Genomic DNA, 25,477 nt, shown 5'->3' on the forward strand with positions numbered 1-25,477 from the left:
ATCCTCGCCCTCCTCTCACACCGGAGCGATCCACCGCGAATGGGTCGATAATGCGGGTATGGGTCATCGCCTCGCCGACGCGAGCACGCCGGCCCGGCTGGCCGCCCCGGAGGAAGGCATCGGCCGGGACGAACTGGCGCTCGCGACCCGCAACCACGGCCTGCCCCTGGAAGCCCTGCGCCACGACATCACCCCGCCCGGCCTGCACTACGTCCTGACCCACTACGACATCCCGTACGTCCCCGACGGCACCCCCTGGCACCTGACCGTGGACGGCCGCGTCCGCCGCCCGCTGCGCCTCGACCCGGCCGCGCTGCGCACGTTCCCGCCCGTCACCACCCGCGTCACGCTGGAATGCGCGGGAAACGGCCGTGCCCTCCTGACGCCCCGGCCGGTGAGCCAGCCCTGGCTCGTCGAGGCGGTCGGCACCGCCGACTGGACGGGCGCCCCCCTGCGCCTGCTGCTCGCCGAGGCAGGCGCCGACCCGGCCGCCGTCGACGTGGTCTTCACCGGCGCCGACCACGGGATCGAGCGTGGCGTCGAGCAGGACTACCAGCGGGCCCTGCCCATGGACGTGGCCCTGGGCGACGACCCCGAGGTGCTGGTGGCGTACGCCATGAACGGCGCCCCACTGCCCCCGCAGCACGGCCGGCCGCTCCGGCTGGTCGTGCCCGGCTGGTACGGCATGGCGCACGTGAAGTGGCTGCGCGGGATCACCGTCGTCGACGAGCCCTTCACCGGGTTCCAGCAGGCCGTGGCCTACCGACTGCGCCGGCACCCCGACGACGAGGGTGAACCGGTCACCCGGATCGCGCCGCGCGCCCTGCTGGTCCCGCCCGGCTTCCCGGACTTCATGTCCCGGGCCCGCGTTGTCCGGCCCGGCCCGGTCGCCCTGGAAGGGCGTGCTTGGTCAGGGCAGGCGCCGGTGACGCGCGTCGAGGTCAGCGCGGACGCGGGACACACCTGGGAGGACGCCCTGCTGGCCCCCGACGACGGGTCGCGGTGGGCGTGGCGCCGCTGGCGGCACAGCTGGACCGCGACGCCGGGCGAGCACGTGCTGAGCGCGCGGGCCACCGACGCAGAAGGGCACCGCCAGCCGCTCGACCAGTCCTGGAACCGCGGGGGCTTCGCGAACAACCTCGTCCAGCGGGTGCCCGTGCTGTGCTCGGACGAGGCCGGAAGCCCGGCGCCGGAGGGCGGGGCTTCCTGAGACAGGCGCGCAGGCCGCCCCCGGGTGCCGGTGCGCACCCGATGGCGACCCGTGCGGATCGTGGCCGGTACGGCTAGGGCAGCAGCTTGTCGAGGGCGGCCGGCCCTTCGGAGGCCAGCTTGCGCTTCGCCCATTCAAGGTTGCGTGGGGTGAGGTCCTTGCCTGAGGCAAGCACGATGTCCTCGGGGGACACCTCGGTGCCGGTGCGGGCGTGGAGCAGGTCGTCCGGGGTGGCGCGCTCCCCGGACGGCCCGGACGCTTCGGGCTGGGACGTCGGCATCATCTCTGCTCCTCGGATCCGGATGACTACTTCGGGCCCGGTGCGGTCAACGGGTCTGTTAACACCATTCAACGCCTGAGCGGACCCTGCATCCGGAGGACGCCGGAAGACCGCCGTCCCGGACCCCGTCAGCCCTCGAAAGGCGTGAGTGTCAGCGTGATCCCCGTGGGCGCCGTGTCCTGGATGTACGAGGCGAAGTCGGCCACGTCGTCGAAGGCGAAACCGTACGCCCTGCCGTCCTCGGTGGCCGCGTGCATCGCCTTGGCGTAGTGGTTGGTCAGGTCGGTCAGGTAGAAGCCGCCGGGCTCGGTAGTGGGCTGCGCGGGGTGGCTGAGCAGCGTCGAGCGGTTGAATCCGGCACCGAGCACGGCGGCGACGGGGCCGGTCGTGCCGTCGTTGGGGGCGGCGCGCGTGCCGTCGCAGAACAGCACGTCCCGCGTCGACGGCTTGGCGAAGGACACCTGGGCCGGTCCGTCGAAGGTGAACCGGTCGCCGCGCACCCGCCCGGTGAACGTGCCGGCGTTGGTCGTGACGGTGAGGTCACGCCCGGTGTACGTGCTCCACACCTCGTCGATGTACGGGGCGAGGTAGTCCTTGGCGAACAGCCCGGCGTCCAGACCGTGCCCCGGGGCGAGCACCCGCCTGTCGTCCACCACGAGCCCCGCGAACGCCTCGACCTGGCGGACCGCGGCGAACGCCGCCGCCCGTCCACCGGCGCGCAGCCTGCCCGTCGACTGGTCCTTCGCGCCGGTCAGCCGGATGCTCATCGGCACACTGAACATGTCGACCATGGTCGTGTTGCAGAACATGCCGGACGCGTTGTACGTGAACTCGGCGCAGTCGTGCAGCACCGGGTAGTTCGGGTCCGACGTCACCCAGCCCGCCGGGTACTGGAGGGCCGCGTTGCCGTTGCCGTCCGTGACGGCCTTGAACCTGAGCTTCCCGCCGAGCGCCACATAGATCCGGCCGGACATGTAGGGGAGCGACAGCCGGGTCTCGCCGCTGCCGGCCAGAGGGATGGCGTAGTCGGTGAAGCCGTCGGGACCGTTGTCCGACAGCGCGATCGGCGCGAGGGCGCCCTCGGGCGTGACGCGGACCTGCCTCCCGTCCTGGTTGCCGACGATGTAGACGTGGACGCTCGCGTTGCCGAAGGAACCGCTGTCGTTGACGAGCGTCAGCGGCAGCGCGCCCGCCGCCGCGGGCACGTCTTCCGTGCCGGGTGTGCCCGCGAGGGCGTACGGGGTCACGGCGGCGGCGACGGGTACGGCCACCGCCGCGCCGCCGAGGGTGAGGAGCAGCCTGCGTCGACCGAGGGGGCGCTGATGACGGGGTGTCATGTGGGGGGACTCCCGGAGTGCTTGTGGGGTTCTTGGTCCGCGGCGGCGCGCCGCATCGCTCGTCTGAGAGCGCTCTCGGAACACGGGTCGAACCGGCCCGGCCACCGCCGATGAGCCCCGATGCTACGCACGGCCCCCGTGTCGGCCAATGGGTCTGCACCAAGTCCAAGCAGGCCCGGACCACGGGAACTTGGGACATATGGGCATGGGTGCGGACCGCTTAAGTCACTCCTAAGCTCCACTTAAGCTCGGCGAACCCACGCCCGAGAGCGCTCTCAGAATCCTCACGGCAGGCACATATGAAGAACCGCGAAAAACCGTTGGACTTCCCAGTCGAAGATCACATAATGTGTGGCTCCACGCCCTGAGACAGACGGAAAGGAGGCGAGTGCCGTGCGGTGCACCTCTCTTCAGCGCTCCCTTCTCCGTTGCCCCGGCGTGCAGTTCACGTTCTGACCGGGAGCGCTCCAAGCAGCCTTTATCCCGGAGGAATCCGTGACCGATCTGGTCATCCGCGCGCTCACCGCGAGCGACGCCCAGCTTTTCGACGCACACCCCGACCCGCTCAACGCCCGTGAGGGCCACCGCCAAACCCGGTTCCGGCCCGAGTGGAAGCGAGTCGCCCTGCGTGACGGCACGGTCGTCGCGCGCGGCGCCTGGTGGGGCGGCCCCGACGACTCGGAGCCCATCAACATCAACTGGTTCGACGTGGCCGAGGGTGAGGAAGAGGCAGGAGCCGAACTCCTGCGCTCCGTCCCCTGGCAGGTCGAGCTGGAGCTCAACCTGCCCGGCGGCTGGCGGGACGAGCCCGCCCTGAAGGCCGCTGCCGAAGCCCGCTTCGGCGCCGCGCGAGCGGCCGGCTACGAACTCCTCGTGGAGCGCTTCCTGTACCGCTGGACCCCTGATCTCGGCCTGCCCGAGCGGCCCGGACGGCTGAGCTTCCGTGCCGAGCCCGACGACGCGGTGTTCTTCGACGCCCTGCGCCGCATCCACTCCGTCACCCTGGACGCCCACGCGCTGCGGGAGATCGAGGAGGGCGGCCTCGACAAGGCCGCCCAGGAGGAGCTGGACTTCTTCCACTGGTGCCCCTCGCCACGGGAGTGGTGGCAGCTCGCGCACACCCCGGAGGGTGACCTGGCCGGCATCCACATCCCGGCCCACAACCCCTCCGGCCCGACCGTCGGCTTCATCGGCGTCGTCCCCGAACACCGCGGTCACGGCTACGCGTACGACCTCCTCGCCGAGTGCACCCACTTCCTCGTCGAGCAGGGCGCGGAGTTCGTCACCGGCGCGACGGACCAGGGCAACTTCCCCATGGCCGCGAACTTTGCCAAGGCGGGGTATCCCGTGGTCAAGGAACGGATCAACTTCGCGGTGGCCACCGGCCAGGCGTAGCGAGAACGGACAGCGAGCGTGACGGGCGGTCCGGGCCTTCGGGTCCGGGCCGCTTGTCAGTGGCGGGTGCCATGCTGGGCGGGAAGGTGATCGACGGCGGGCGACGGAGGGGTGGCATGGGGTTCGACGGCGGTGTCTGGCAGGTGCGCGGCGGCGACGAGCCGGTGGGGGAGATCCTGGTCGACGAGGCCGACTTCCCCTGGCTGTCCGGTCACTTCACGCCCGGACCCGGATACGCCGCGGTACGCGACCTGTTCGCCCGGGAACTGGCTCTGCTGGAGCGGGACCAGGACGAGCTCTGGGAGGAATGGGAGGCGGCCTACGACGAGATCCGAAGACGCGTCACGCTCTCCTCGCCGGACGGCTCGGTCGCCGAGTTCCTCCTGCACATCGAGGGTGACCGGGCGTGGTTCCGGTGGAGCGAGGAGCCCTTCGAGGAGTAGCCCGCCTCAGACCTCGGGCGCGCTCAGGGCAGGACGCCCGCGCGGCCGCGCACCTCGTCACGCAGTCGTGCGGCGTCCCTGCTGGGAGGTTCGCCGAACTGGCGGCGGTACTCACGGCTGAACTGCGACGGGTTGTCATAGCCGACGCGATGGCCCACGCCCGTGACATCACCCGGGTGCGTGGCGAGCAGGAGCCGGGCCTCCTGGAGCCTGATCTGCTTCTGGAACTGGATGGGGCTCATCGCGGTCACCGCCTGGAAGTTGCGGTAGAACGCGGAGACGCTCATGCCGGACATCCGGGCCACGTCCTCCACCCGGAACGGCTCGGCGTAGTGGGCGCGGATCCAGCGCACGGCCCGCGAGACATGGCTGAGGCTGCTGTCGGCGAGGCCGAGCTGACGTACCGTCGCGCCCTGCTCACCGGTGATCAGCCGCCACAGGATCTCGCGCTTGACCAGCGGAGCCAGCACGGCCCGGTCGCGGGGTTCGTCGAGCAGACGCAGCAGCCGTACGACCGCGTCGAGCAGTTCGGGCGAGGCGTCGCTGACCGCGATCCCCGACGGGGCGCCCGCGCCGGCCCGGGGCCGGTCGCCGGGACCGGCCTGGAGCAGCAGCTCGGCGACGGCGGACGGCTCCAGAGTGAGACCGAACCCGAGTGCGGGCTGCTCGGGACCGACCTGGAGGAACTGGCCCGTGACGGGCAGATCGACGGATGCGACCAGGTACTGCCCGGGGCCGTACTCATAGACCCGGTCGCCCAGGGCGAGCCGCTTGGCGCCCTGGGCGATGACCGCGAGCACCGTGCCGGACATCGAGGGACCCGGCGGGTCCGGTTGGTCGATCCTCGAGATGAGGACGCCGTCGATCGCGGTGGTCCAGTCGGCGCGGGCGTGCCGGGCCAGCAGGGCGCGAAGTTCTTCCAGCGGCATGCCCCCATTGCAGCACGGAGCGTGCCGTGGCTCCCGCAGCCGAGAGGATCGTGCAAGGGTGAGCGAGCATCGGTCTAACATTTCCGCAGGTCAGCTGGGTTGAATGGAAGCAGTCCACCGCTTCCTTCCACTCAGGGGAGAGAAATCATGAAGATCGCCATCGTCACCGGAGCCAGCTCGGGCATCGGACAGAGCGCCGCCGTCGAGATCGCCAAGCGCGGGGCCGGGGTGATCCTGACCTACGGCAACAACGCGCGTGGCGGGCTGGAGACCGTCGAGGCCATCGAGAAGGCGGGCGGCACCGCGGTGGCGCTGCCGCTGGACCTCGGCGCGAGCGACACGTTCGACGCCTTCCGCGACACGGTGGCCGGCGTGCTGAGCGACACCTGGGGGCGCGACACCTTCGACCACCTCGTCAACAACGCGGGGATCGCGCAGACGGCCTTGATCGAGGACATGACCGAGGACATGTTCGACCGGCTGACGCGGGTCCTCCTGAAGGGCCCGTACTTCCTGACGCAGAAGTTGCTGCCGCTGATGGCGGACGGCGGCGCCGTCGTCAACACGAGCAGCAACTCCGCCGGTACCACGACCAATCTGGAGCCCGGCTACTCGGCCTACGCCACCATGAAGGGCGGCCTGGACGTCCTGACCCGGTACATGGCCAAGGAGTTCAGCGGGCGCGGCATCCGGGTCAACGCGGTCTCGCCCGGCGCGACCCGCACCCGCCTCGCCGACGACGCCTTCACCCGGTACCCCGAGGTCGTCCCGGTGCTCGCCGCTAAGACGGCGTTCGGCCGGGTCGGGGAACCCGACGACATCGGCGCGATGATCGCCGCACTCGTCTCGGACGAGAGCCGCTGGGTCACCGCCCAGAACATCGAGGTGTCGGGCGGCTACAACCTCTAGCGGCGGCCCACGGGCCGCCTGCCCCCAGGAGCCGGTGGCCTTCGGCCCGCGTCAGCCGTTCAGTGCCGTCTCCGCCTCGGCGAGGATCTCCGTCACCCGCAGTCCGAACGCCGCGTCGCACGTGTGTGCCTCCCCGCCGCGGGCGGCGCTCAGCAACGCGTCCGTGGCCCGGATCAGGGCGGCCACCGAGCTCTCGGTGCTCTCCGGGAGGAGCGTCACCCCGGCCGCACCCCGCAACTCCACCGTGGCCCCCGCCGCCGCAGGCGGTGCCGTGAGACTGAGGGTCAGCGTGCTGGACGCGCCGCCGGAGTGATCGAGGACCAGGTGGACGGTGTCACCCGGACCGTGCGCGGCGGCCGCCACCCGCCTCGCGTCGCCCAGCACCGGCAGCAGCACCGAGAGCGCGTGCGGGCCCACGTCCCACAGCGCGCCCTTGTCCCGGCGCCACGGTGAGTCGGCGAACGGGTTGCCGTCACCGCTGAACACCGCTCCGAGCCACTGCGCCCGCCCGGTGAACCAGCCTTCGACAGCGGCCTGTTCGGTGATCCACGCCTCGGTCTCCGGCTGGAAACGGGTGGTGAAGAACACCACCGAGGCGACACCGGTCTCCGCCACGGCCTCGACGACCGCCCGTGCCTGCTCCACCGTGGGCGCGAGCGGCTTGTCCAGGAGCAGATGACGGCCCGCCCGCGCGGCCCGCGCCGCGAGGTCCGCCTGGATCGCCGGCGGCAGGGCGACCGCCACCGCGTCGACGTCGGCGAGCAGGGCGTCGACGTCGTCGTAGGCGCGTACACCGTAGGTGTGGGCCAACTCCTTGGTGGGGGCGGCCCGTCGGCCCCAGACCCCGACGAAGTCCACTTCCGCGTGCCGGTCGAGGGCGGGAGCATGGGCCATCTGAGCCCACGGTCCGGTGCCGAGCAGTCCGATGCGCATGCCGCCGCCTCCCACTGTGCCGAAGCCTCCGCGACCGGTGCCGCGGGGCCGCGGGCCCGCCGGTCGATCGATCGAGGGTGAGCGTGTCACACCGGCCCGCACGCCGCGCAAGCGGATTCGTCGCCGATACCGGCGGCACTGATTCAGCGGTGCCGTCACTGAATGCATTCGCTTTCTTCTATTGGACCTCTCGCGACCGGCGAGCCAGGCTGGTACGGGTCCGGCGCCGGGCGTCGGTCCCTTGCCCGCCGCCGGACGACGACGTTCGCCCGCGCGACAGCCGAAGAGAGGTCACGAGCCCATGCACACCCGCCGCATCGGGGATGTCGAGGTCAGCGCGATCGGTCTGGGCGCGATGCCCATGTCCATCGAGGGCCGCCCGGACGAGGCACGCTCCCTCGCCACGATCCACGCCGCGCTCGACGCGGGCGTGACCCTGATCGACACCGCCGACGCCTATCACCGGGACGCCCACGAGGTCGGTCACAACGAGACCCTCATCGCCAAGGCCCTCGCCTCGCACGACCGCGGCAAGGACGTCCTCGTCGCCACGAAGGGCGGCCATCTGCGCCCCGGCGACGGCAGCTGGACGCTGGACGGCAGCCCCCGGTACCTCAAGGAGGCCTGCGAGGCGTCGCTGCGCCGGCTCGGCGTGGAGGCCATCGGGCTCTATCAGTTCCACCGCCCCGACCCGCGGGTGCCGTACGCCGAGTCCGTCGGCGCGATACGCGACCTGCTGGACGAGGGCAAGATCCGCATGGCCGGGATATCCAACGCCGATCCCGACCGGATCAGGGAGGCGAACGACATCCTTGGCGGGCGGCTGGTCTCGGTGCAGAACCAGTTCTCCCCGGCGTTCCGCTCCAGCGAGCCGGAGCTGCGGCTGTGCGACGAGCTCGGCATCGCGTTCCTGCCCTGGAGCCCGCTCGGCGGCATCTCCCGGGCCGGTGAACTCGGCTCCTCCTACGCCCCGTTCGCTCAGGTCGCCAAGGCCCACGGGGTGAGCCCGCAGCGGGTGTGCCTCGCCTGGATGCTCGCCAAGTCGCCCGTCGTCGTGCCGATCCCGGGTTCGAGCCGCCCGGAGACCATCCTGGACTCGCTCGCCGCGACCGAGCTCGCGCTCACCGCCGAGGAGATCGCGGAGCTGGACGCCGTCTGACGCGGTCGGGGAATCCGCGATCCGGGAGAAGGGCCTGGGCGCGGTCGACGACCCGTCCCAGTTCGATCCGGTCGATGTGCGGCGCCCAGGCCGTCGCGTTGCCGAACGTCACCGTGTTGGCGCCTTCCTCCAGGTCCACGGGGACCCCGACCGTCCAGTAGTCGTCCCAGCTCCAGGTGTTCTTGAAGGTGACCCGTACCGGTGGACCGTCGCCGACGGTGATGTCCGCCGTACGGGACACGATGTCCGTTTTGTAGGCATGGCCGTTGTCGCGCCGGTCGTCGTGCGCGTAGTGAACGACCAGCACATAGCGGCCGGAGCGGGGCGCCCGCACCGTGAACTCGGCCGTGCTCGACGGGCTGTTGCCGAGCCGGCCGATGCGGGCCCCGCTGGGGGCGTGGTCGGAGTCGACGAGCTCGGCTCCGCCCGTGAGCCTCGCCGAGGCCGCCTCGTAGGTGAGCGTGCCGGCCGTCGAGCCGTCGCCCGAGACGTCGAGGGACCGGACCGCGGCGTGCTCCGAGGTCAGCGCGACGCGGTTGTTGCCCGCCACCAGGTACAGACGCAGGGGGAGGCCGGGCGCTGCCGTCACCGTCTCACCGTGCAGGGCGAGCCGGACCGGCGCCAAGTCCTGTGGCACGACCGTGTAGTAGCCGTCGCGCGGGGCGTACACGTCGAAGACGGCCTTGTCCCCGGCACGCAGACGAGGGCGCCCGTGCCGACACCGTCCGACGAGGAGTAGTCGTACGACGGACTGCCGCTGACGTCCGCCGGCGTGGCCTCGTAGGCGGTGGACAACTCGCCGGTGTGGGCGGTCAGGTCGATGCGGTCGAGCGCGACCTCGGCGGCGCCCTTGGCCAGGGTCAGCACGTGGGTGCCCGCCGACAGGCGGACCGGCAGCTCCTCGCGGGCGCGGTAGGCCCAGTTCTGGGTGGAGGGGTAGGTGACGGTGACCGGGTCGCCGCCGTCGACCGAGAGGCGCTGGGTGGCCGGGGCGCCGGACTGGTTGCCGTAGAGGATCGCCAGTTCGTACGTGCCGTCACGGGGGACCGAGACCGTGAAGTCGACCCTGCTGGTGGGCCGGTCGAGAGCGCTGACATCCTTCGTTCCGGAGGCGGCGTAGCCGTTGGCGTCCTCGACAGTGCCGTGGGTGCGGACCGTTCCGTCGGTGACGGTTGCGTCCTCGGCCTCGTACGAGGCCGACCAGGGGACGGTGGGCGCGGCCGGGGTGCCGGAGCCGGCGGGGGTGAGGACGATCCGGTAGGCGGACATCCTGTGCATCCCCCGCAGGGGCACCGTCACCGAACCGTCCTCGGCCACCGGCACCTGGGCACGGTTGAGGACCCGGGGCGCGGGATGCCGTCCCTCGTAGCCGGACCAGGTGGCCTCGGCGACGGTCGCGGTGACCGCCGTACCGAAGACGGGCCGGGGGACGTCGCGGACCACGACGTCGCAGTCGCCGGCGCAACCGCCGACGTTGGGGATGTTGGCGCGGACTGAGGCCGTCAAGAGACCGGTGAGAGACCGAACGTGCCGTCAACCTTGCGCCGGACACGCTCCGTTGGGGTCACGCCGGCCCGGAGACCGAGTTCGCCACCGCTCCCGACGGAACCCTGCGCCTGCTATGCGGACGCCCGACGACCGCACCACCTACGTGTCCGTCCGGCGCCGAGAGCGGAAGCCTGAACTGCGGCTCCCCGTAGGTCACTTGGCGGGTCGCGAGGTCCACGCGGTGAGCCTCCACCCCTCCGCGCAGGGTGCTTCGGTGGTGTGGGACGGGACGGGCTGCTGGTCAGGCTCACCGCGCACCTGTGACCCGAAAGAAAACAGACAGATAACGGAAGGCAACTGAAAGGGATCCGGCGAGGTCTAGTCCGCCATGAAGATCTCTTTCCTGCTGCACAACGCCTACGGAATCGGAGGCACGATCACCACCACGTTCAACCTGGCCCAGGCTCTCGCCGAGCGACACGAGGTGGAGATCGTCTCGGTCCTGCGGCACCGGGAACGCCCGAACTTCACCCTGGACCCGAGAGTTGCCTTAAGGCCACTGGTCGATCTGCGCCACGAGAAGGAACATCCCCGGCATCTCAGACCGGCGCGCGTGTTCCCCTCCGCCGAGTACCGCTACGGGCAGTACAGCGAGTTGACGGACCAGCGGATCGGGGAGTGCCTGGCGCAGACCGACGCCGACGTCGTCATCGGCACCCGGCCCGGGCTCAACGTGCACCTCGCCCTCCAGGCGCCCGACCGCGTCGTCCGCATCGGCCAGGAGCACCTCACCCTCGACAACCACCCGCCGCGGCTGCGTACCGCGCTGCGCCGGGCCTACCGAGGGCTGGACGTCCTCACCACGGTCACGGAGGCCGACGCCGCCGCCTACCGGCGCAAGATGCGCCTGCCGAAGGTCCGGGTGGCGGCGCTCCCGAACAGCGTCCCCGACCCCGTGCTCCCGCCGGCCGACGGCAGCGCGAAAGTCGTCGTCGCGGCCGGCCGGCTCGTCCCCGTGAAGCGTTACGACCTGCTCATCGAGGCCTTCGCGCCGGTCGCCGCCGCACACCCGGACTGGCAGCTGCGCATCTACGGCAAGGGCGAGGAACACGCCCGGCTCCGGCAGCTCATCGACCGCCTCGGCCTGTGGAACAACGCCTTCCTGATGGGCGCGGCGGCCCCCATGGAAGGGGAGTGGGTCAAGGGCTCGATCGGGGCGACCGCGGCCAACTTCGAGCCCTTCGGCATGACCATCGTCGAGGCGATGCGCTGCGGGCTGCCCGTCGTCAGCACCGACTGCCCGTACGGGCCCGGCGAGATCATCAAGGACGGCGTCGACGGCCGGCTCGTCCCGGTCGGCGACCGCGAGGCGCTCAGCGCCGCACTGCTGGACCTCGTCCGCGACGACGAGCGGCGCCGGCTGATGGGACGTACGGCGATCGAGAACGCCCGCCGGTTCGCTCCCGTGCCGGTGGTGGAACGGGCCGAGCGCCTCATCGAGGACGCGCTGGCCGCGCGCGGCACCGGGCGCCGGGCCGCACCGGAGGGCGGACGAATACAACACGCCCTGGTCAGCCAGGGCTTCGCCGCGCGCGACGTCGCGTACGCCATGGCCTCGGGCGCGCTGCACACGGTACGGAGGGGACGCCGATGAGCGCGGAAACAAGCACGATGACCGGCACGGACCTGCGTGCGGACTGCACGGCCGACGCGGACGGCCGGATCACCTTCGGCCTCCGGGCACCCTCGACCGACGCCGCCGTCCTGCTGCTGCGCCTTCGCCCCAAGAAGGGCCAGCCCGAGAAGACCGTGCACGCCCTCGACCTGGAACCCGCGCCCGACGGCCGCCTGCGCGCCGTACTGGAACCGGGACAGGCACTCGCCGAGGGCCGCTGGGACGCCTACCTGGTCCCCGCACCCGGTGCCGCCCGGCAGCGCCTGCGGCCCGGCCTGCGTGACCTGCGGTCCCTCGTCGACGGCCGGCTTCGCGACCGGCCCTCGCCGGTCGCCGTGCGGATCCCGTACGTCACCAAGGACGGCCATCTCGCGGTGCGGGCCTGGCTGCGCACCGCCCACGCGGAGGTCCAGGGCATCGACGTCACCGACCGGTCGATGACCGTCAGGGCCCGGCTGCACGGCGCCACGCTCGGAGAGGGAGCCGCCGTTCGCCTGCGGCTGCGGGGCGAGGGCACCGTGCGGACGCTCGTGCCGCAGGCCGAGCACGACGGTCGGGGCTTGTCCTTCACCGTGCCGTACGAGGAACTGGTGGACGAGGACGACGCCGGGTCCCGGGTCTGGGACCTGTACCTCCATGCCGGATCCGGCGGAGCGGAGGGCCGGATACGGATAGGTCGCCTTCTCGACGACGTGGCCGACCGGAAGGAGATCTTCGTGTTCCCGGCCGCCGAGGTCGGTGGTGCCGTCGTGCGCCCGTACTTCACGGTCGACAACGACCTCTCCGTCCTCGCGGACAGAGCCTGACCTGCTCGGACCTACCGGCTCGCGGCCAGCCGCGCCGCCACGTCATGGACGACCTGGGCGTGCAGCTCGAACAACGCAACGAGGTCGACGGAGTCGCCGTTGATCTCGTGCTGCACGAACAGGCCGTCGGCGCCGGCGATCGCGTAGGTGGTGAGCGTGTCCACGGCCTGCTCGTCGAGGCCGGGGAACAGGGTGGCGGCGACCTCGGCGATCTTCTGGTGGGTGATGTGCCGGACCTGGAGGAACACCGTGCGGCCCCGGGGCTCGGTGGGCCGGCGTTCCAGGGCGAGCATCAGCCCGAGTCGCAGGAAGTCGGGGGCGTCGACGAGCGACTTCGCCACGTTGGCGGCCATGACGGTGACCCGCTCCCGCGACGTACCCGTCTCCTCGCCCGGCAGCTCCACGGCCCTGAGCCACGCCTCGAAGCTGCGCTCGATGACGGCGGCGATCAGGTCGTCCTTGTCCTTGAAGTGCCAGTAGATGGAGCTGGCGGGCAGCCCGCACTTGGCGCTGACGGCCGCGATGGAGGTGCCGTCGTAGCCGCGCTCACCGGCGATCTCGACGGCGGCGTCGAGGATGCGCTGGCGCGACTCCACCCCGTTCGCGCGCTTCCGGCGCGTCGGCTGCGGGCTGCTCATGGGGTGCCTCTCGGGTCGTACGGCGGACGAACGCTTTCTGTACCGTCCACTCTAATTGGAGTATCCCCTACAGCATGAGCGGCCTTCGCATGGCGCAAATCGATGCCGGTGCGACGAGCCGGGTTTGCGTCCGTCACCTGCGAGAACCGTGACGGCCGGCAGGTGCGCCCGGCGGTGTGGAGCGCTCCGAAATCGCCAAATGCGGGCCGGAAGTCGTCTAGACCTTCCTGGAGCCTTGAACCCGCCTGTCCTGGTCTGCTTGGGTTGCGGACCGATGCCACCGACCGGTGGCGTATAGGGGGAATGGTTTCTGTGCCGGGCCGGCAGCGGGGGAACGAACACGCCGTGCGACAGCGGTGCGCACCGACGTATCGGAGCCCGTCGTCCGAGTGGCCCCCGACCCGCCACTGACCGGGCGGGCCGGGCATCCCGGACGCACATCACTCACACCCTTCATGCAGACCAGGGGAAGGTGCATGAGGTATTTCCGTCTGCTCGTCCTGGGCAACGGCATCTCGGCGTACGGCAGTTACCTGAACATGGTGGCGCTGAACGTCTTCGTCTACGACGCGACGGGCAGCGCGCTGGCCGCCGGCCTCTTCATGGCCGTACGCCTCGCCACCAGTGTGGTGTCCGGCTGGGTGAGCGGGCGCCTGGTCTCGGCGTACGACCGCAAACGGCTGATGGTCGGCGCCGACCTGTGCCAGGCCCTGGCGCTGCTCACGCTGCTGCTCGCCCCCGACGGCCTGCGCGTGGGCCTGCTCTACGCCCTCGCCGTGGTCACCGGCGGCTGCTCGACGCTGTCCCAGGTGGCCTTGCGCAGCAGCATCCCGGAGATCGTCGGGGCGGAGCACCGGGTGCGCGCCAACGGGCTGCTGGTGACCGGCCGTTCGCTCGCCATGATCGCCGGCTTCGCCTCGTCGGGCGTGGTGGTGGCCCAGGTCGGGTACTCCGCCGCGTTCGCGCTGGACGCCGCGACCTTCCTGGTCTCCGCGACGGTGCTGTTCCTGCTGCCGGTGCGGACCAAGGCGGCCCCGGCCGGCACCGGCTCCGGGGAATCCTCGGACGCCGCCCGCTGGACCACCCGGATGCTGCTCGGCACGGCGCCGGTGCTGATGGCGATGATCGCCGTCCGGGCGGTGGACGGGCTGGGGTCCTCGTCCCACAACGTCGCCCTGCCGATCTACTCCAGCGGTCTCGACCCCGACCATCCGGCCACGTTCATCAGCCAGTTCTGGGCCACGTGGGCCATCGGCAACATCGTCGCCCAGCAGGTGATCGGACGCGTCACCAAGCGGACCGGCCGGACCCCGGGGGAGCGGGCCTTCGCGCTCGGCGCCTGCGTGATGTCGGCCGGGTTCATCGTGGTGTTCTGCGGGCTGCCGACGGTGCCCGCCGTCCTCGCCGCGCTGATCGCCGGAGCCGCCGACGGATTCACCGAGATCGTCTACGTGTCGAGGCTCCAGGCCGCCCCGGACGAGCAGCGCGGCCGCCTCTTCGGGCTCTCCGCCTCGGCCGAGAACACCGGCTTCGGCCTCGGGATGCTGGTGAGCGGCGCCCTGCTGGAGACGTTCTCGCCGCTGCGCGTGGTGGCCGCCTTCCACGGTCTGGCCATCGTCCTCTGCCTGGGGCTGCTGCTGTTGCTGCTCAGAAGGGGCGGCGACGACCCCGGCGGACAGGAGACGGCCGCCCGGGACGCGTCGAAGGTGGCGGAGGGGCGAGCCTGATGGCCACGAGCGACCCCGACCCGCGCATGGCCGTCATCGGTATGGCCTTCCGGCTGCCCGGCGCCGACACGCCGGAGGAGCTCTGGCGCATCGTCCGCGACGGCGAGGACCGGATCACCCGGTTCACTCAGGAGGAACTGGCCGCCGCCGGCGTCCCCGAAGAGGAGCGCCGGGCACCGGACTTCGTCGGCGCCTCCGGGGTGCTGGACGACATCGCGGGCTTCGACGCCCCGCACTTCGGCATGACCGCCCGCGAGGCCCGGCTCACCGACCCCCAGCACCGCATGTTCCTGGAGTGCGCCCAGCACGCCCTGGAGAACGCCGGCTATCCGGACGAGCGCGACGGCTCACGCATCGGCGTCTACGCCAGCACCGGCTACCACCTGTACACGCTGCAGAACTACCTCCTGAACAACGTCCTGCCCAGCGAGCCCGTCACCGACTGGATGGCCGGCATCCAGATCACGGTCGGCAACTACGCCGACTTCACGGCCACCCGCGTCGCCTACCGGCTGGGCCTGACCGGGCCCGCCGTCAACGTCCAGACCGGCTGCTCCAGTTCACTGGTCGCCGTGCAGTCCGCCGCACAGTCGCTGCTCCTCGGCGACTGCGACATCGCCCTCGTCGGCGCCACCGCCGTCCATGTGCCGCAGATCCTCGGCTACCGCTACGTCAAGGGCTCGATCCTCTCCAAGTCCGGCCGCCTGCGGGCCTTCGACGCCGGCGCCGACGGCACCGTGGGAGGCACGGGCGTCCTGGCCGTCGTACTGAAACGCCTGGAGCGGGCCGTCGCCGACGGTGACACGATCCACGGCGTCGTCCGCGGCTGGGGCATCAGCAACGACGGGGCCGACAAGAAGGCCTTCACCGCCCCCAGCGCACAGGGCCAGCGCGCCGCCGTACGCCGGGCCCTGCGGCGCGCCGGCGTCGACGCGGGCACCATCGGCTACCTGGAGACCCACGGCACCGGCACCCTCAAGGGCGACCCCATCGAGTTCGACGGCGCCACCCGCGCCTATCGCGAGGACACCGACCGCACCGGCTACTGCGCGCTCGGCTCCACCAAGGCCAACATCGGCCACCTCGACGCGGCCTCCGGGCTGGCCGGGCTCGTCAAGACCCTGCTGGTGCTCCAGCACGGCGTCATCCCGCCCATGGCCAACTTCAGCGAGCCCAACCCCGCCCTCGACCTCGACGGCAGCCCCTTCTACATCCCCCGCACCGCCCGGCCCTGGCCCGACGGCGAGGTCCCCCGCCGCGCCGGCCTCACCTCGCTCGGCGTCGGCGGCACCAACGTCCATCTCGTCCTGGAGCAGGCCCCCGCACCCGCGCCCCGGCCGCCGGCCGCCGCCGCGCCCGCCGACGTGCTGCTGGTCTCCGCGACCAGCGAGGACGCCCTCGCGGCCAACGCCCGTGCGCTCAGCGAGCGGTTACGGCAGTCGCCCGCACCGCACCTGGCGGACCTCGTCACCACCGCCGCCCTCGGCCGGACCCACGGCCGCCACCGTCTCGCCGTCCGGGGCGCCACGCCGGCCGCCCTCGCCGACGCCCTCCAGGACCGGCCGCGCGGCACCGTGGGCACCGCGCCGCCCGACGGGGACGTACGCGTGGCGTTCCAGTTCACCGGGCAGGGCAGCCAGTACCCCGGAATGGCCACAGCCCTGCGCGAGCGCTTCCCCGTCGTACGCGAGGTGCTCGACGCGTGCGAGCGGCAGCACCGCGACCTCACCGGGGACGCGCTGCTCACGCAGAACACCGCGGCAACGCAGGACACGGACACCGCGCAACCCGCGCTGTTCGCGCTCCAGTGCGCCCTGGTCCGGCTGTGGCAGGGGACCGGCGTCGAACCCCACGCCGTCACCGGACACAGCGTCGGCGAGTACGCCGCCCTGTACGCGGCCGGCGCCCTCTCGCTCGACGACGGTCTGCGCCTGACCACCGAGCGCGGCCGGCTGATGCGGCAACGCTGCGCCCCCGGCGCGATGGTGGCCGTGCCGCTCGACCGGACGGCCGCCCTCGCCCTCGCCGCCGAGGTACCCGGCCTGGAACTCGCCGTCACCAACGGGCCGCGCGCCCAGGTGCTCGCCGGACCGGTCGAGGCCGTGGACCGCGCGTGCGCCCTGCTGGAGGACCGCGGCACACCCGGCCGGCGCCTGCCGGTGACCCGCGCCTTCCACACCGCCCTGATGGAGCCGATGCTCGAGGAGTTCCGCAAGGTCCTCACCGACGTGTCCCTGCGACCGGTGCGCATCCCGTTCGTCAGCGCCCTGGACGGCCAGATGCGCCCGCCCGGCTGGATCCCGGACGCCGACCACTTCGTACGGCACACCCGCGAGCCTGTCCGCTTCGACCGGGCGCTGCACGCCATCGGGGCACAACAACCCCACCTACTCCTGGAGATAGGGCCGCACACCACCCTCAGCGGCCTGTCCCGTCGGGCACTTCCCGACGTGCGGTCACTGCCCTCACTGCGGCGCGACAGCGGGCTCGACGCCCTCTGGGACGCCGCCGCGGGGCTGCACCGCGCGGGCGCGGACCTCGACTGGCGGGTCCTCCTGGCCGGTGACGGGGGACGACGCATCCCCCTGCCCGGATACCGGTTCCAGCACAGGGACCACTGGACGGGGCCTCGGTTGACGGCCCCGAGCACGGGAACAGCAGCGAGAAAGGGAGCCGAAGTGGTTCAGCAAGAGGCAGCGGTCGCACACGTACTGCGCAGTATCGTCCGGACGACCGCCCGGCACCTCGGCGAGGATCCGTCGGCGATCGTCGCCGACGCGTCCTTCTTCGACCTCGGCGCCGACTCGCTCCAGATGATCAGCGTGCTGCGCGAGCTGGAGCAGGAGCACCAGGTCAAGGTGACGATGCGCCAGCTGTTCGAGGAGACGGGCACCCCGGGGCGGCTCGCGGAGTTCATCACCGCGCGGATACCGGGGCCGGCCGCGCAGGAATCACCGCTGCCACCGGTCGCGCGCGAGCCGGAACCGGAGCCCGCGCCTGAGCCCGTGCCCGCCCCCGCCTCGGCCCCCGAGCATGTCACCCGCGAGGAACTGGAGGACCTCGCCCGCAAGGTCCAGCAGATATCCCAGATACAGCTGCAGATGATGTCCCAGCTCTCCCAACTGCTCGCTCTCCAGACCGCCGCCGCGACCGACCGGCTCAACGGCAAGGCGGACCGGTGAGCGGCCTCCACGGCATATCCGCCGCACTCGACCGCGACCTGGCCGTGATGAACGAGCTCTCGCAACGCATCGCCGAACAGATGGGCGTTGACGCCCCTGCCGCGGAGCCGCCCCTCGTCGACGCCCCTACGGCGGAGCCGCCTCACGTCGACGCCCCCACCCCGGAGCCGCCCCGCGTCCACGGCCCCCGCGTCACCGTCGCCCGGGCCTCCGGCATGGTGCGGGACGCCTCCCCGCAGACCCAGCAGGCGCATCTCGCCGATCTCGTACGCCGCTACACCGCGCGGACGCCGACCTCCAAGCGGATCGCCCAGCGCTACCGACGCGTCCTCGCCGACAGCCGTGCCGTCGTCGGCTTCCGCAGCGGCACGAAGGAGATGCTGTACCCCCTCGCCGGCCGCAGGGCGAGCGGCGCGCGGCTGGAGGACGTGGACGGCAACGAGTACGTCGACATCACCATGGGGTTCGGCGTCCTGCTCTTCGGCCACGAGCCGGACTTCGTCACCGAGGCCGTCCGCGAGCACCTCTCGCGCGGCATCCAGCTCGGCCCGCGCAACGTCGAGACCGGCGAGGCCGCGGAACTCCTCGCCGAACTCACCGGCCTGGAACGGGTGGCGTTCGCCAACTCCGGCACCGAGGCCAATTCGGCCGCGATCCGGCTCGCCCGTGCCGCCACCGGCCGCGACAAGATCGTCACCTTCCTGGGCGCGTATCACGGCCACGCCGACAACGTCCTCGGCCGCCCCTCCGGCACCGGCGCCGGCGACGACCCGCTGACCGTGCCGGTCTCCCGGGGCATCCCGAGGTCCGCCGTCTCCGATCTCCTGGTGCTCGACTACGGCAGCGACGCCGCCCTGGAGGCCATCGAGCGGCAGGCCGGCGAGATCGCGGCCGTCGTCGTGGAACCGGTGCAGAGCCGGCACCCCGCGCTGCGGCCCGTCGAGTTCGTACGCAAGCTGCGGGAGCTGACCCGCCGCCACGGCATCGTGCTGCTCTTCGACGAGATGCTGACCGGCTTCCGCCCGGCTCCCCGCGGCGCACAGGAGCTGTACGGCGTCACACCGGACCTCGCCACCTACGGCAAGCTCCTCGGCGGCGGCTTCCCCATCGGCGCCATCGCGGGCCGCGCGGACATCATGGACGGCGTCGACGGCGGCCACTGGTCGTACGGCGACGACAGCTACCCGCCCGCCGACACCACCTTCTTCGGCGGTACGTACATCCAGCACCCGGTGTCGATGGTCGCCGCCCGGGCCGTGCTGACCCACCTCAGGGAGCACAGCCCGCGCCTGCAGGAGCGTCTCAACGCGCGCACCGCCGAACTGGCCGCGACACTGAACGGCTTCTTCGAGGCGGAGGAGTTCCCGCTGCGGATGAGCCACTTCGGCTCCCAGTTCCGCTTCGAGCACCGTGCCGACATGGAGCTCCTCTACCACCACCTCATGCTGCGCGGCGTGCACGTGTGGGAGTGGCGCAACTTCTTCCTGTCCACCGCCCACACCGACGGCGACATCGAGTTCGTCGCGGACGCCGTACGGGATTCCCTGCGCGAGCTGCGATCGGCGGGTTTCTTCCCGGGCGGCCGGCCGGTGGCGCCGAAGGCCGAGCCCGCGAAAGCCGAGGCGGCAGCTCCGGCTCCGTCCATGCCCGCTCCGGCCCCCGTGGCCTCGATGGCCTGGAACGCCGCGGCCGTCACCGAGGCCCACGAGGCGCCGCCCGCGAGCGAACCCGCCGCGCGCACCACCGACTTCAGCGTCTACTTCTTCGGCGACTACCCGCAGGACACCGCGGCGGCGCCCCGGCACGGCCAGTACGAACTCCTCATGGACGTCGCCCGGTTCGCCGACCGGCACGGCTTTCACGCGCTGTGGATGCCCGAGCGCCACTTCCACTCCTTCGGCGGCCTCTTCCCCAACCCGGCCGTGCTCGCCGCCGCGCTGTCCCGCGAGACCGACCGCATCCGGCTCAACGCGGGCTCCGTCGTCCTGCCGCTGCACGACCCCATCCGGGTCGCCGAGGAGTGGTCCATGGTCGACAACCTCTCCGGCGGACGCGTGGGCATCGGCGTCGCCAGCGGCTGGAGCGCCAACGACTTCGTGTTCTTCCCGGACCGTTTCGGCCGGCACAAGCAGCTGATGTACGAACAGCTCGAAGAGGTACGGAAGTTCTGGCGCGGGGACGCCCTGCGCCGGGCCGGCGGTGACGGCGAGGCCGAGGTACGGCTCTTCCCACGGCCGGTGCAGGACGCCCCGCCGCTGCACACCGCGGTGGTCGGCAACCCGGCCTCGTACGAACTGGCCGCACGCCACGACCTCGGCATCGTCACCAACCTGATGACGCAGAGCGTCGAACAGCTCCGGGACAACATCGCCCTGTACCGGCGCACCCGGGCCGCCCACGGCCTGGACCCGGACGCCGGACGGGTCGCCGTCCTGCTGCACACCTACCTCGCGGACGACCACGACACGGCGCGGACCGAGGCGTACGAGCCGCTGTCCCGCTACATGCGCGCGTCCCTGTCCGTGTTCAGCGGCGTCACCAACAGCCTCGGACACAGCATCGACCTGTCCGAGCTGAGCGAGGACGACCTGGACGCCGTCTTCCGCCGCGCCTACGGCCGGTACTGCGACCAGCGCGCCCTGATCGGCACGGTCGACAGTGTGCGGCCGGTGGTGGAGTCGGTGACGGCCGCGGGCGCGGACGAGATCGTCGCGCTCGTCGACTTCGGCGTGGCGCGGGACGCGCTGCTAGGGGGCCTGCCGCACCTGGACGCCCTGCGCCGCAGGCATCCTCGGCGGACCGAGGCACGCCCGCCCGAGCCCGCCGCCGTCACGATCCCCACCCCTGCCGACGCGCCGTTGTCGCCCGGCCAGGAGCGGATCTGGTTCCTGGAGCGCCTGCTGCCGGGCCGCACCGCCTACAACGAGGTCAAGGCGATCCGCCTGGACGGCCCGCTCGACGTGCCCGCCCTGCGCACGGCCCTGCGCGGCCTCGTCGCCCGGCACGAGGGTCTGCGCACGGTCTTCCGGGAGATCGGGGGCGAGCCGAGGCAGGTGGTGCTGCCGTCCACCGACCCGGACTTCGAGGTCGTGCACGCGGCCGGAAGCACCACGGTCCAGGACGTCCTGGCGGCCGAGAGCGCCCGTCGCTTCGACCTGGCGGCCGGCCCGCTCTTCGTGACCCGGCTGGTCCGGCTCGCCGAGACCGAGCACGTCCTCGTGCTGTCCCTGCACCACATCGTCGTCGATGCGGCCTCCGCCACCGTCCTCGCCCGCGACCTCTCCGCGCTCTACCGGGCCGCACGCGAGGGCACCGTCCCCGAACTCCCCGCTCTCGGCTGGACCTACGCGGAGCACGCGAGGGCACAGGCGGCGGCGGTGCACAGCCCCGAGGCCGACGAGGACCTCGCCCACTGGCGCCGCGTCCTCGGTGGCGACCTGCCCGTCCTCGCCCTGCCCGCCGACCGGCCCCGCCCCGCGACGATGACCTCCAACGGCCGGGCGGTCTTCCACACCCTCGACCCCGAACTCTCCGAAAAGCTGCGCGAGTTGAGCCGGACCCGGCGCAGCACCCTGTTCATGACCCTGCTCGCCGGGTACGCGGCGATGCTGCACCGGGTCACCGGACAGACCGACCTCGTCGTCGGCACCCCGATCTCGGACCGGCCCGAGCGGGCCGAGCAGGTGCTCGGGTTCTTCGTGAACACCCTCGCGCTGCGCCTCGACCTGTCCGGCGACCCCGCGTTCGGCACCCTGCTGGACCGGGTGCGCGCGGTCGCCCTCGACGCCTACGACCACGCCCGGGTACCCTTCGAGCGGGTGGTGCGCGAACTCGACCCACCGAGGGCGGTCGACCGGACGCCGGTGTTCCAGGCGTTCGCCGAGTTCCAGCGCGCCGAGCCGTTCCGCTTCGAGCTGCCTGGCGTCGAGGCCACACCCCTGGACGCCGGACCGGACAAGTCGCTGACCGACCTGACCGTCTACTTCACGGACCAGCCGCAGGGCGTGCGCTGCCATCTGGAGTACAACACCGACCTGTTCGACCCGCACACGGTCGACGGGTTCTTCGCCGTCCTGCGGGACCTGCTCGCCGCGGCGGTCGAAACACCGGACGCGCCCCTGTCCCGGCTCGCCCCGGCAGCCGCCGACGGCGACCCCGTGCCACCGGCATGGCGACACGGCCCGTCCCGCCCGCTCACCGACACCACCGTCCACGAACTCGTCGCCCGGCAGGCCGCCGCGCGACCGGACGAAACGGCTGTGATCAGCGGCGACGCCCGACTGACGTATCGTCAACTCGACGATCGCTCCGACCGGTTGGCCGAAGCCCTCCGCGAACGGCACCCGGCGGGCGACGGTGAGGTCGCCCTGTGGCTGCCCCGCTCCGCCGACCTCGTCGTCGCCATGCTCGCCGTGCTGAAGGCGGGCCGCGCCTACGTGCCGCTGGACCCGTCCCTCGGCCGGGTGCGGGCCGAGCAGGTCATCGCCGAGTGCGGGGCCAGGGTCGTGGTGTCGACGCGCGACGAGGCCGCCGCCCTGAAGCTGCCCGCCCACGTGACCGTCGTACCGCCCGACGCGACCGCGCACGTGACCGTCGTACCGCCCGATGCGACCACGCAACAACCGGCGTCGCCCACGTCCCGCACCGGCGGCGACGCGCCGAGCTGCGTCCTCTACACCTCGGGCAGCACCGGCACCCCCAAGGGCGTCGTCGTGCCCCACCGCAGTGTCGTCGACCTGTGCGAGTGGCACCACCGGCGGTTCGCCTTCACCTCGGCCGACCGCAGTGCCGTCGTGTGCAGCCAGAGCTTCGACGCCTCGCTCCTGGAGATCTGGCCCGCCCTGACCGCGGGGGCCTCGGTCACGATCGCCGACGAGGACGTCCGCAGGGATCCGCTCGCCCTCGCCCGGTGGTACACCGAGCAGGGCGTCACCTTCACCATCCTGCCCACCGCCCTGGGCGAACAGGTGCTGCGGCTGCCACCGCGCGCCCAGCCCCCGCTGCGTCAGCTGCTGCTGGGCGGCGACGTGCTGCGCACCCGGCCGCGCCCCGAGGCGCCGTACGAGACGGTGAACGTGTACGGCCCCACCGAGACCACGGTCCTGTGCACCACGGAAAACGTCACCCCGCAGGGTCACGACCCCGCGCGTCCCATCGCCGTCGGACGCCCGGTCGACAACGTACGGCTGACCGTGCTCGACGAGTCGGGCGGCGCCGTCCCCGTGGGCACGGTGGGGGAGTTGTACGTCGGCGGTCCCGGTGTGGGCCTCGGCTATCTGCACCGCCCCGACCTCACCGCGGAGCGGTTCCTGCCCGACCCGGGTGCGGGTCCCGACGCGCGCCGCTACCGCACCGGCGATCTGGTCCGCTGGACCGCAGACGGGAAGCTGGAGTTCTGCGGCCGGGCCGACGACCAGGTGAAGATCCGGGGCTTCCGGGTGGAGCCGGAGGAGGTCTCCCGGGTGCTCAACGCCCTCGACGGCGTACGCGAGGCGGCCGTACTGGCCCGGCGCAACGACCGGGGCGAGGCGTACCTCGCGGCCTACGCCGTCCCCGCGGACCCCGTCGGCACGGCCGACGACCGCCAGGCCTGCGCCGATCTGCTGGCCGAGGAACTGGCGGCCCGGCTGCCCGAGTACCTCGTGCCGCGTGCCTGGCGCGTCCTGCCCGCCCTGCCCGTGACGGGAAACGGCAAGCTCGACCGCTCGGCGCTGCCCGCCCCCGACCTCGTCACCGCGGTGCCGGCGGCCCGCAGGCCGGGCGGCGCCGGGAAGCGGGCGGACATCGAGCGACGGGTACGGCAGCTGTGGGCGGAGGAGTTCGGCATCGACGCCGACGGCATCGCGGGCGACGCCTCGTTCTTCGATCTGGGCGGTCACTCGATCACGGCGATGCGGCTGGTCAACCGCGTCCGCGAGGAGTTCGCCACCGAGTACCCGATGCTGAGCTTCTACCAGGAGCCGACCCTGCGGGCCATGACGGCCCAACTGGGCGCGTCAGCGGGCAATGTGACGTCGGATCAGCCGAAGGATCCCGAGGTGGAACGCAGCGCGCCCGCCACCGCGCAGCAGTCCCGTTTCGCCACGGTCCACGCCGACCACCTCCTCCCGCAGGTGTTCAACGTCGCTCTGCGGATCACCTTCACCGGCGAGCTGGACGTGGCGGCTCTGCGGACCGCCCTGACCCGGCTCGTAGAGCGGCACGAGGGCCTGCGGACCCGTCTGGCCCGCCGCGGGGACGGCTGGGAGCAGCAGGTGCTGCGGCACCGCCCGGTGGAACTGCCCGTCCAGGACCTGACCGGGCATCCGGCCGAGAAACTCCGGGCCGCCGTGGAACGGGCCAGTGCCGAGGCGGCCGAAACACCGCTGCATCCCACCGACGGCACCCCGATGGCGCAGCGCCTGCTGCGCACCGGCGCCAGCACCTGGGTGCTGCTGCTCGTCCTGCACCACTCGGCCTGCGACGGCTGGTCCGTCAGCCTGCTGCTGAAGGAACTCGCCGCGCTGTACGGCTCCGCCGCGAAGGGCGAACCCGACACCCTCCCGCCGGTGCCGTGCCAGCCCGTGACGTACGCCCAGTGGCAGCGGGAGCAGACCGACGAGGCCGCGGACGCGCGGAAGCTGGAGTTCTGGCTGCGCGAGCTCGACGGCCTGCCGTTCACCGTCGGCCTGCCGCTGGACCGGCCCCGGCCGACGAGCGCGAGCGGACGCGGCGGCGCCGTGATGTTCACGGTGCCGGCCGAGACCCGGACCGCCGTCGAGCGGCTGGCCAGGCAGCGGGGGACAACGCCCTTCGTGGTCACGGCGGCCGCGCTGGGGCGACTGCTCGCACAGAAGGCCGGGCAGGCGGACGTCGTCTTCAACGTCTCCTACGCCAACCGTGAGCGCCGTGAGTTCGAGTCCATGCTGGCCTGCACGGTCACCGGCTTCGCGCTGCCGGTGCGGGACGGCGCCGCTAATTCCTTCGCCGATCTGACGGACCAGGTCGCCCGCACCGCGGTGGAGTGCATGGACCGGGCCATGCCGGTACGCCGGATCGCCCCGGCGCTGCGGGAGCGCACGGGCGTCCAGGTGCCGGACCGGCTGGACGTGGGCTTCGCCTACCAGAGTTCGCTTGAGGCGGAGGTCGAACTGCCCGGCCTCACCACGGCCGTCGAGGACCTCGCGCCCGCCGCGGCCCGGACGGAGCTGACCGTAGGGCTCGTGCCAGCCGGGGACGAGCTGAAGGGCTTCGTGGAGTACTCGTCCGACCTGTGGGACCGCACCACCATCGAGGGCTGGGCCCGCGACTACGTCGCCCTGCTGCGTGCGGAGACCGACCGGGCGCCGGGGCGCTGAACACCGGCGGCGTCCGCCGACCCGCGACG

Annotated in this window: 15 protein-coding genes and 1 pseudogene; 10 read left to right on the plus strand and 6 right to left on the minus strand. The window is 72.3% G+C overall.

The window, feature by feature from the left end; translation table 11 throughout:
• Window positions 1-58 precede the first annotated feature (58 nt).
• Window positions 59-1,210 carry a sulfite oxidase gene (locus ACIRD7_RS08020; RefSeq protein ID WP_403451163.1) on the plus strand — a complete coding sequence of 384 codons (1,152 nt, stop codon included), beginning with the start codon at window positions 59-61 and terminating at the stop codon, window positions 1,208-1,210.
• Between the two features lie 73 nt (window positions 1,211-1,283).
• Here ACIRD7_RS08020 and ACIRD7_RS08025 read toward each other — a convergent pair whose 3' ends face one another.
• Both ACIRD7_RS08025 and ACIRD7_RS08030 read right to left on the minus strand, forming a co-directional pair.
• Window positions 1,284-1,490, minus strand: a complete 207-nt coding sequence (locus ACIRD7_RS08025) for a hypothetical protein (RefSeq protein WP_403451720.1) — start codon at window positions 1,488-1,490, stop codon at window positions 1,284-1,286.
• Between the two features lie 128 nt (window positions 1,491-1,618).
• The gene (locus ACIRD7_RS08030; protein ID WP_403451165.1) at window positions 1,619-2,827 is read right to left on the minus strand and encodes a beta-1,3-glucanase family protein; all 1,209 of its coding nucleotides are present in this window, start codon (window positions 2,825-2,827) and stop codon (window positions 1,619-1,621) included.
• Window positions 2,828-3,322: 495 nt separating this feature from the next.
• Here ACIRD7_RS08030 and ACIRD7_RS08035 point away from each other — a divergent pair, with 495 nt between their 5' ends.
• The gene (locus ACIRD7_RS08035; protein WP_403451166.1) at window positions 3,323-4,222 is read left to right on the plus strand and encodes a GNAT family N-acetyltransferase; all 900 of its coding nucleotides are present in this window, start codon (window positions 3,323-3,325) and stop codon (window positions 4,220-4,222) included.
• 116 nt (window positions 4,223-4,338) lie between these two features.
• Window positions 4,339-4,665, plus strand: coding sequence for a hypothetical protein (locus ACIRD7_RS08040; protein ID WP_403451168.1), 327 nt, complete (start codon window positions 4,339-4,341; stop codon window positions 4,663-4,665).
• 23 nt (window positions 4,666-4,688) lie between these two features.
• Here the strand turns inward: ACIRD7_RS08040 and ACIRD7_RS08045 are convergent, their stop codons facing one another.
• Entirely contained in the window at window positions 4,689-5,594 is a 906-nt protein-coding gene (locus tag ACIRD7_RS08045; protein ID WP_403451169.1) for an AraC family transcriptional regulator N-terminal domain-containing protein, read from the minus strand.
• A gap of 147 nt (window positions 5,595-5,741) precedes the next feature.
• Here ACIRD7_RS08045 and ACIRD7_RS08050 point away from each other — a divergent pair, with 147 nt between their 5' ends.
• A complete protein-coding gene (locus tag ACIRD7_RS08050) occupies window positions 5,742-6,503 on the plus strand; it encodes an SDR family NAD(P)-dependent oxidoreductase (protein ID WP_403451171.1) in 762 nt (253 codons plus the stop codon).
• A gap of 51 nt (window positions 6,504-6,554) precedes the next feature.
• On the opposite strand, the gene ACIRD7_RS08055 is transcribed toward ACIRD7_RS08050, so the two are convergent.
• Window positions 6,555-7,436, minus strand: a complete 882-nt coding sequence (locus ACIRD7_RS08055; RefSeq protein WP_403451173.1) for a Gfo/Idh/MocA family protein — start codon at window positions 7,434-7,436, stop codon at window positions 6,555-6,557.
• Window positions 7,437-7,737: 301 nt separating this feature from the next.
• On the opposite strand from ACIRD7_RS08055, the gene ACIRD7_RS08060 reads away from it, so the two are divergent.
• Window positions 7,738-8,595: an aldo/keto reductase gene (locus ACIRD7_RS08060; RefSeq protein WP_403451175.1), complete on the plus strand. Its 858-nt coding sequence runs from the start codon at window positions 7,738-7,740 to the stop codon at window positions 8,593-8,595.
• 46 nt (window positions 8,596-8,641) lie between these two features.
• On the opposite strand, the pseudogene ACIRD7_RS08065 reads toward ACIRD7_RS08060, so the two are convergent.
• Window positions 8,642-10,065 (minus strand): annotated as a pseudogene (locus ACIRD7_RS08065) (cellulosome protein); the annotation flags it as partial.
• Between the two features lie 406 nt (window positions 10,066-10,471).
• Here ACIRD7_RS08065 and ACIRD7_RS08070 point away from each other — a divergent pair.
• Complete coding sequence (locus ACIRD7_RS08070; RefSeq protein ID WP_403451176.1) at window positions 10,472-11,737, plus strand: glycosyltransferase family 4 protein; 1,266 nt, start codon at window positions 10,472-10,474, stop codon at window positions 11,735-11,737.
• On the plus strand, window positions 11,734-12,564 hold the full coding sequence (locus ACIRD7_RS08075; RefSeq protein ID WP_403451178.1) for a transferase: 831 nt from the start codon (window positions 11,734-11,736) through the stop codon (window positions 12,562-12,564). Before ACIRD7_RS08070 ends, ACIRD7_RS08075 begins: the two co-directional genes overlap by 4 nt.
• Before the next feature lie 11 nt (window positions 12,565-12,575).
• On the opposite strand, the gene ACIRD7_RS08080 is transcribed toward ACIRD7_RS08075, so the two are convergent.
• The gene (locus tag ACIRD7_RS08080) at window positions 12,576-13,202 is read right to left on the minus strand and encodes a TetR/AcrR family transcriptional regulator (RefSeq protein WP_403451180.1); all 627 of its coding nucleotides are present in this window, start codon (window positions 13,200-13,202) and stop codon (window positions 12,576-12,578) included.
• A 476-nt stretch (window positions 13,203-13,678) separates the two neighbouring features.
• Here ACIRD7_RS08080 and ACIRD7_RS08085 point away from each other — a divergent pair, with 476 nt between their 5' ends.
• From ACIRD7_RS08085 to ACIRD7_RS08095, 3 genes are read left to right on the plus strand one after another with little or no spacing between them, the layout of a single operon-like run.
• Entirely contained in the window at window positions 13,679-14,929 is a 1,251-nt protein-coding gene (locus tag ACIRD7_RS08085; RefSeq protein ID WP_403451182.1) for an MFS transporter, read from the plus strand.
• Window positions 14,929-18,111, plus strand: a complete 3,183-nt coding sequence (locus tag ACIRD7_RS08090) for a type I polyketide synthase (protein WP_403451183.1) — start codon at window positions 14,929-14,931, stop codon at window positions 18,109-18,111. The genes ACIRD7_RS08085 and ACIRD7_RS08090 overlap by 1 nt, the downstream gene beginning before the upstream one ends.
• A complete protein-coding gene (locus tag ACIRD7_RS08095) occupies window positions 18,108-25,448 on the plus strand; it encodes a MupA/Atu3671 family FMN-dependent luciferase-like monooxygenase (RefSeq protein WP_403451185.1) in 7,341 nt (2,446 codons plus the stop codon). Before ACIRD7_RS08090 ends, ACIRD7_RS08095 begins: the two co-directional genes overlap by 4 nt.
• Window positions 25,449-25,477: the final 29 nt, after the last annotated feature.

The sequence above is a fragment of the Streptomyces sp. NPDC093568 genome (genome assembly GCF_044764945.1).
In the GTDB taxonomy this organism is placed as follows: Bacteria; Actinomycetota; Actinomycetes; order Streptomycetales; family Streptomycetaceae; genus Streptomyces.

What these genes read in the sequence shown, in the direction of transcription:
- ACIRD7_RS08020 (WP_403451163.1), top strand. Translation starts at nt 59, where the DNA reads ATGGGTCATCGCCTCGCCGACGCGAGCACGCCGGCCCGGCTGGCCGCC.
- ACIRD7_RS08025 (WP_403451720.1), bottom strand. Translation starts at nt 1,490, where the DNA reads ATGCCGACGTCCCAGCCCGAAGCGTCCGGGCCGTCCGGGGAGCGCGCC.
- ACIRD7_RS08030 (WP_403451165.1), bottom strand. Translation starts at nt 2,827, where the DNA reads ATGACACCCCGTCATCAGCGCCCCCTCGGTCGACGCAGGCTGCTCCTC.
- ACIRD7_RS08040 (WP_403451168.1), top strand. Translation starts at nt 4,339, where the DNA reads ATGGGGTTCGACGGCGGTGTCTGGCAGGTGCGCGGCGGCGACGAGCCG.
- ACIRD7_RS08045 (WP_403451169.1), bottom strand. Translation starts at nt 5,594, where the DNA reads ATGCCGCTGGAAGAACTTCGCGCCCTGCTGGCCCGGCACGCCCGCGCC.
- ACIRD7_RS08050 (WP_403451171.1), top strand. Translation starts at nt 5,742, where the DNA reads ATGAAGATCGCCATCGTCACCGGAGCCAGCTCGGGCATCGGACAGAGC.
- ACIRD7_RS08055 (WP_403451173.1), bottom strand. Translation starts at nt 7,436, where the DNA reads ATGCGCATCGGACTGCTCGGCACCGGACCGTGGGCTCAGATGGCCCAT.
- ACIRD7_RS08060 (WP_403451175.1), top strand. Translation starts at nt 7,738, where the DNA reads ATGCACACCCGCCGCATCGGGGATGTCGAGGTCAGCGCGATCGGTCTG.
- ACIRD7_RS08070 (WP_403451176.1), top strand. Translation starts at nt 10,472, where the DNA reads ATGAAGATCTCTTTCCTGCTGCACAACGCCTACGGAATCGGAGGCACG.
- ACIRD7_RS08075 (WP_403451178.1), top strand. Translation starts at nt 11,734, where the DNA reads ATGAGCGCGGAAACAAGCACGATGACCGGCACGGACCTGCGTGCGGAC.
- ACIRD7_RS08080 (WP_403451180.1), bottom strand. Translation starts at nt 13,202, where the DNA reads ATGAGCAGCCCGCAGCCGACGCGCCGGAAGCGCGCGAACGGGGTGGAG.
- ACIRD7_RS08085 (WP_403451182.1), top strand. Translation starts at nt 13,679, where the DNA reads ATGAGGTATTTCCGTCTGCTCGTCCTGGGCAACGGCATCTCGGCGTAC.
- ACIRD7_RS08090 (WP_403451183.1), top strand. Translation starts at nt 14,929, where the DNA reads ATGGCCACGAGCGACCCCGACCCGCGCATGGCCGTCATCGGTATGGCC.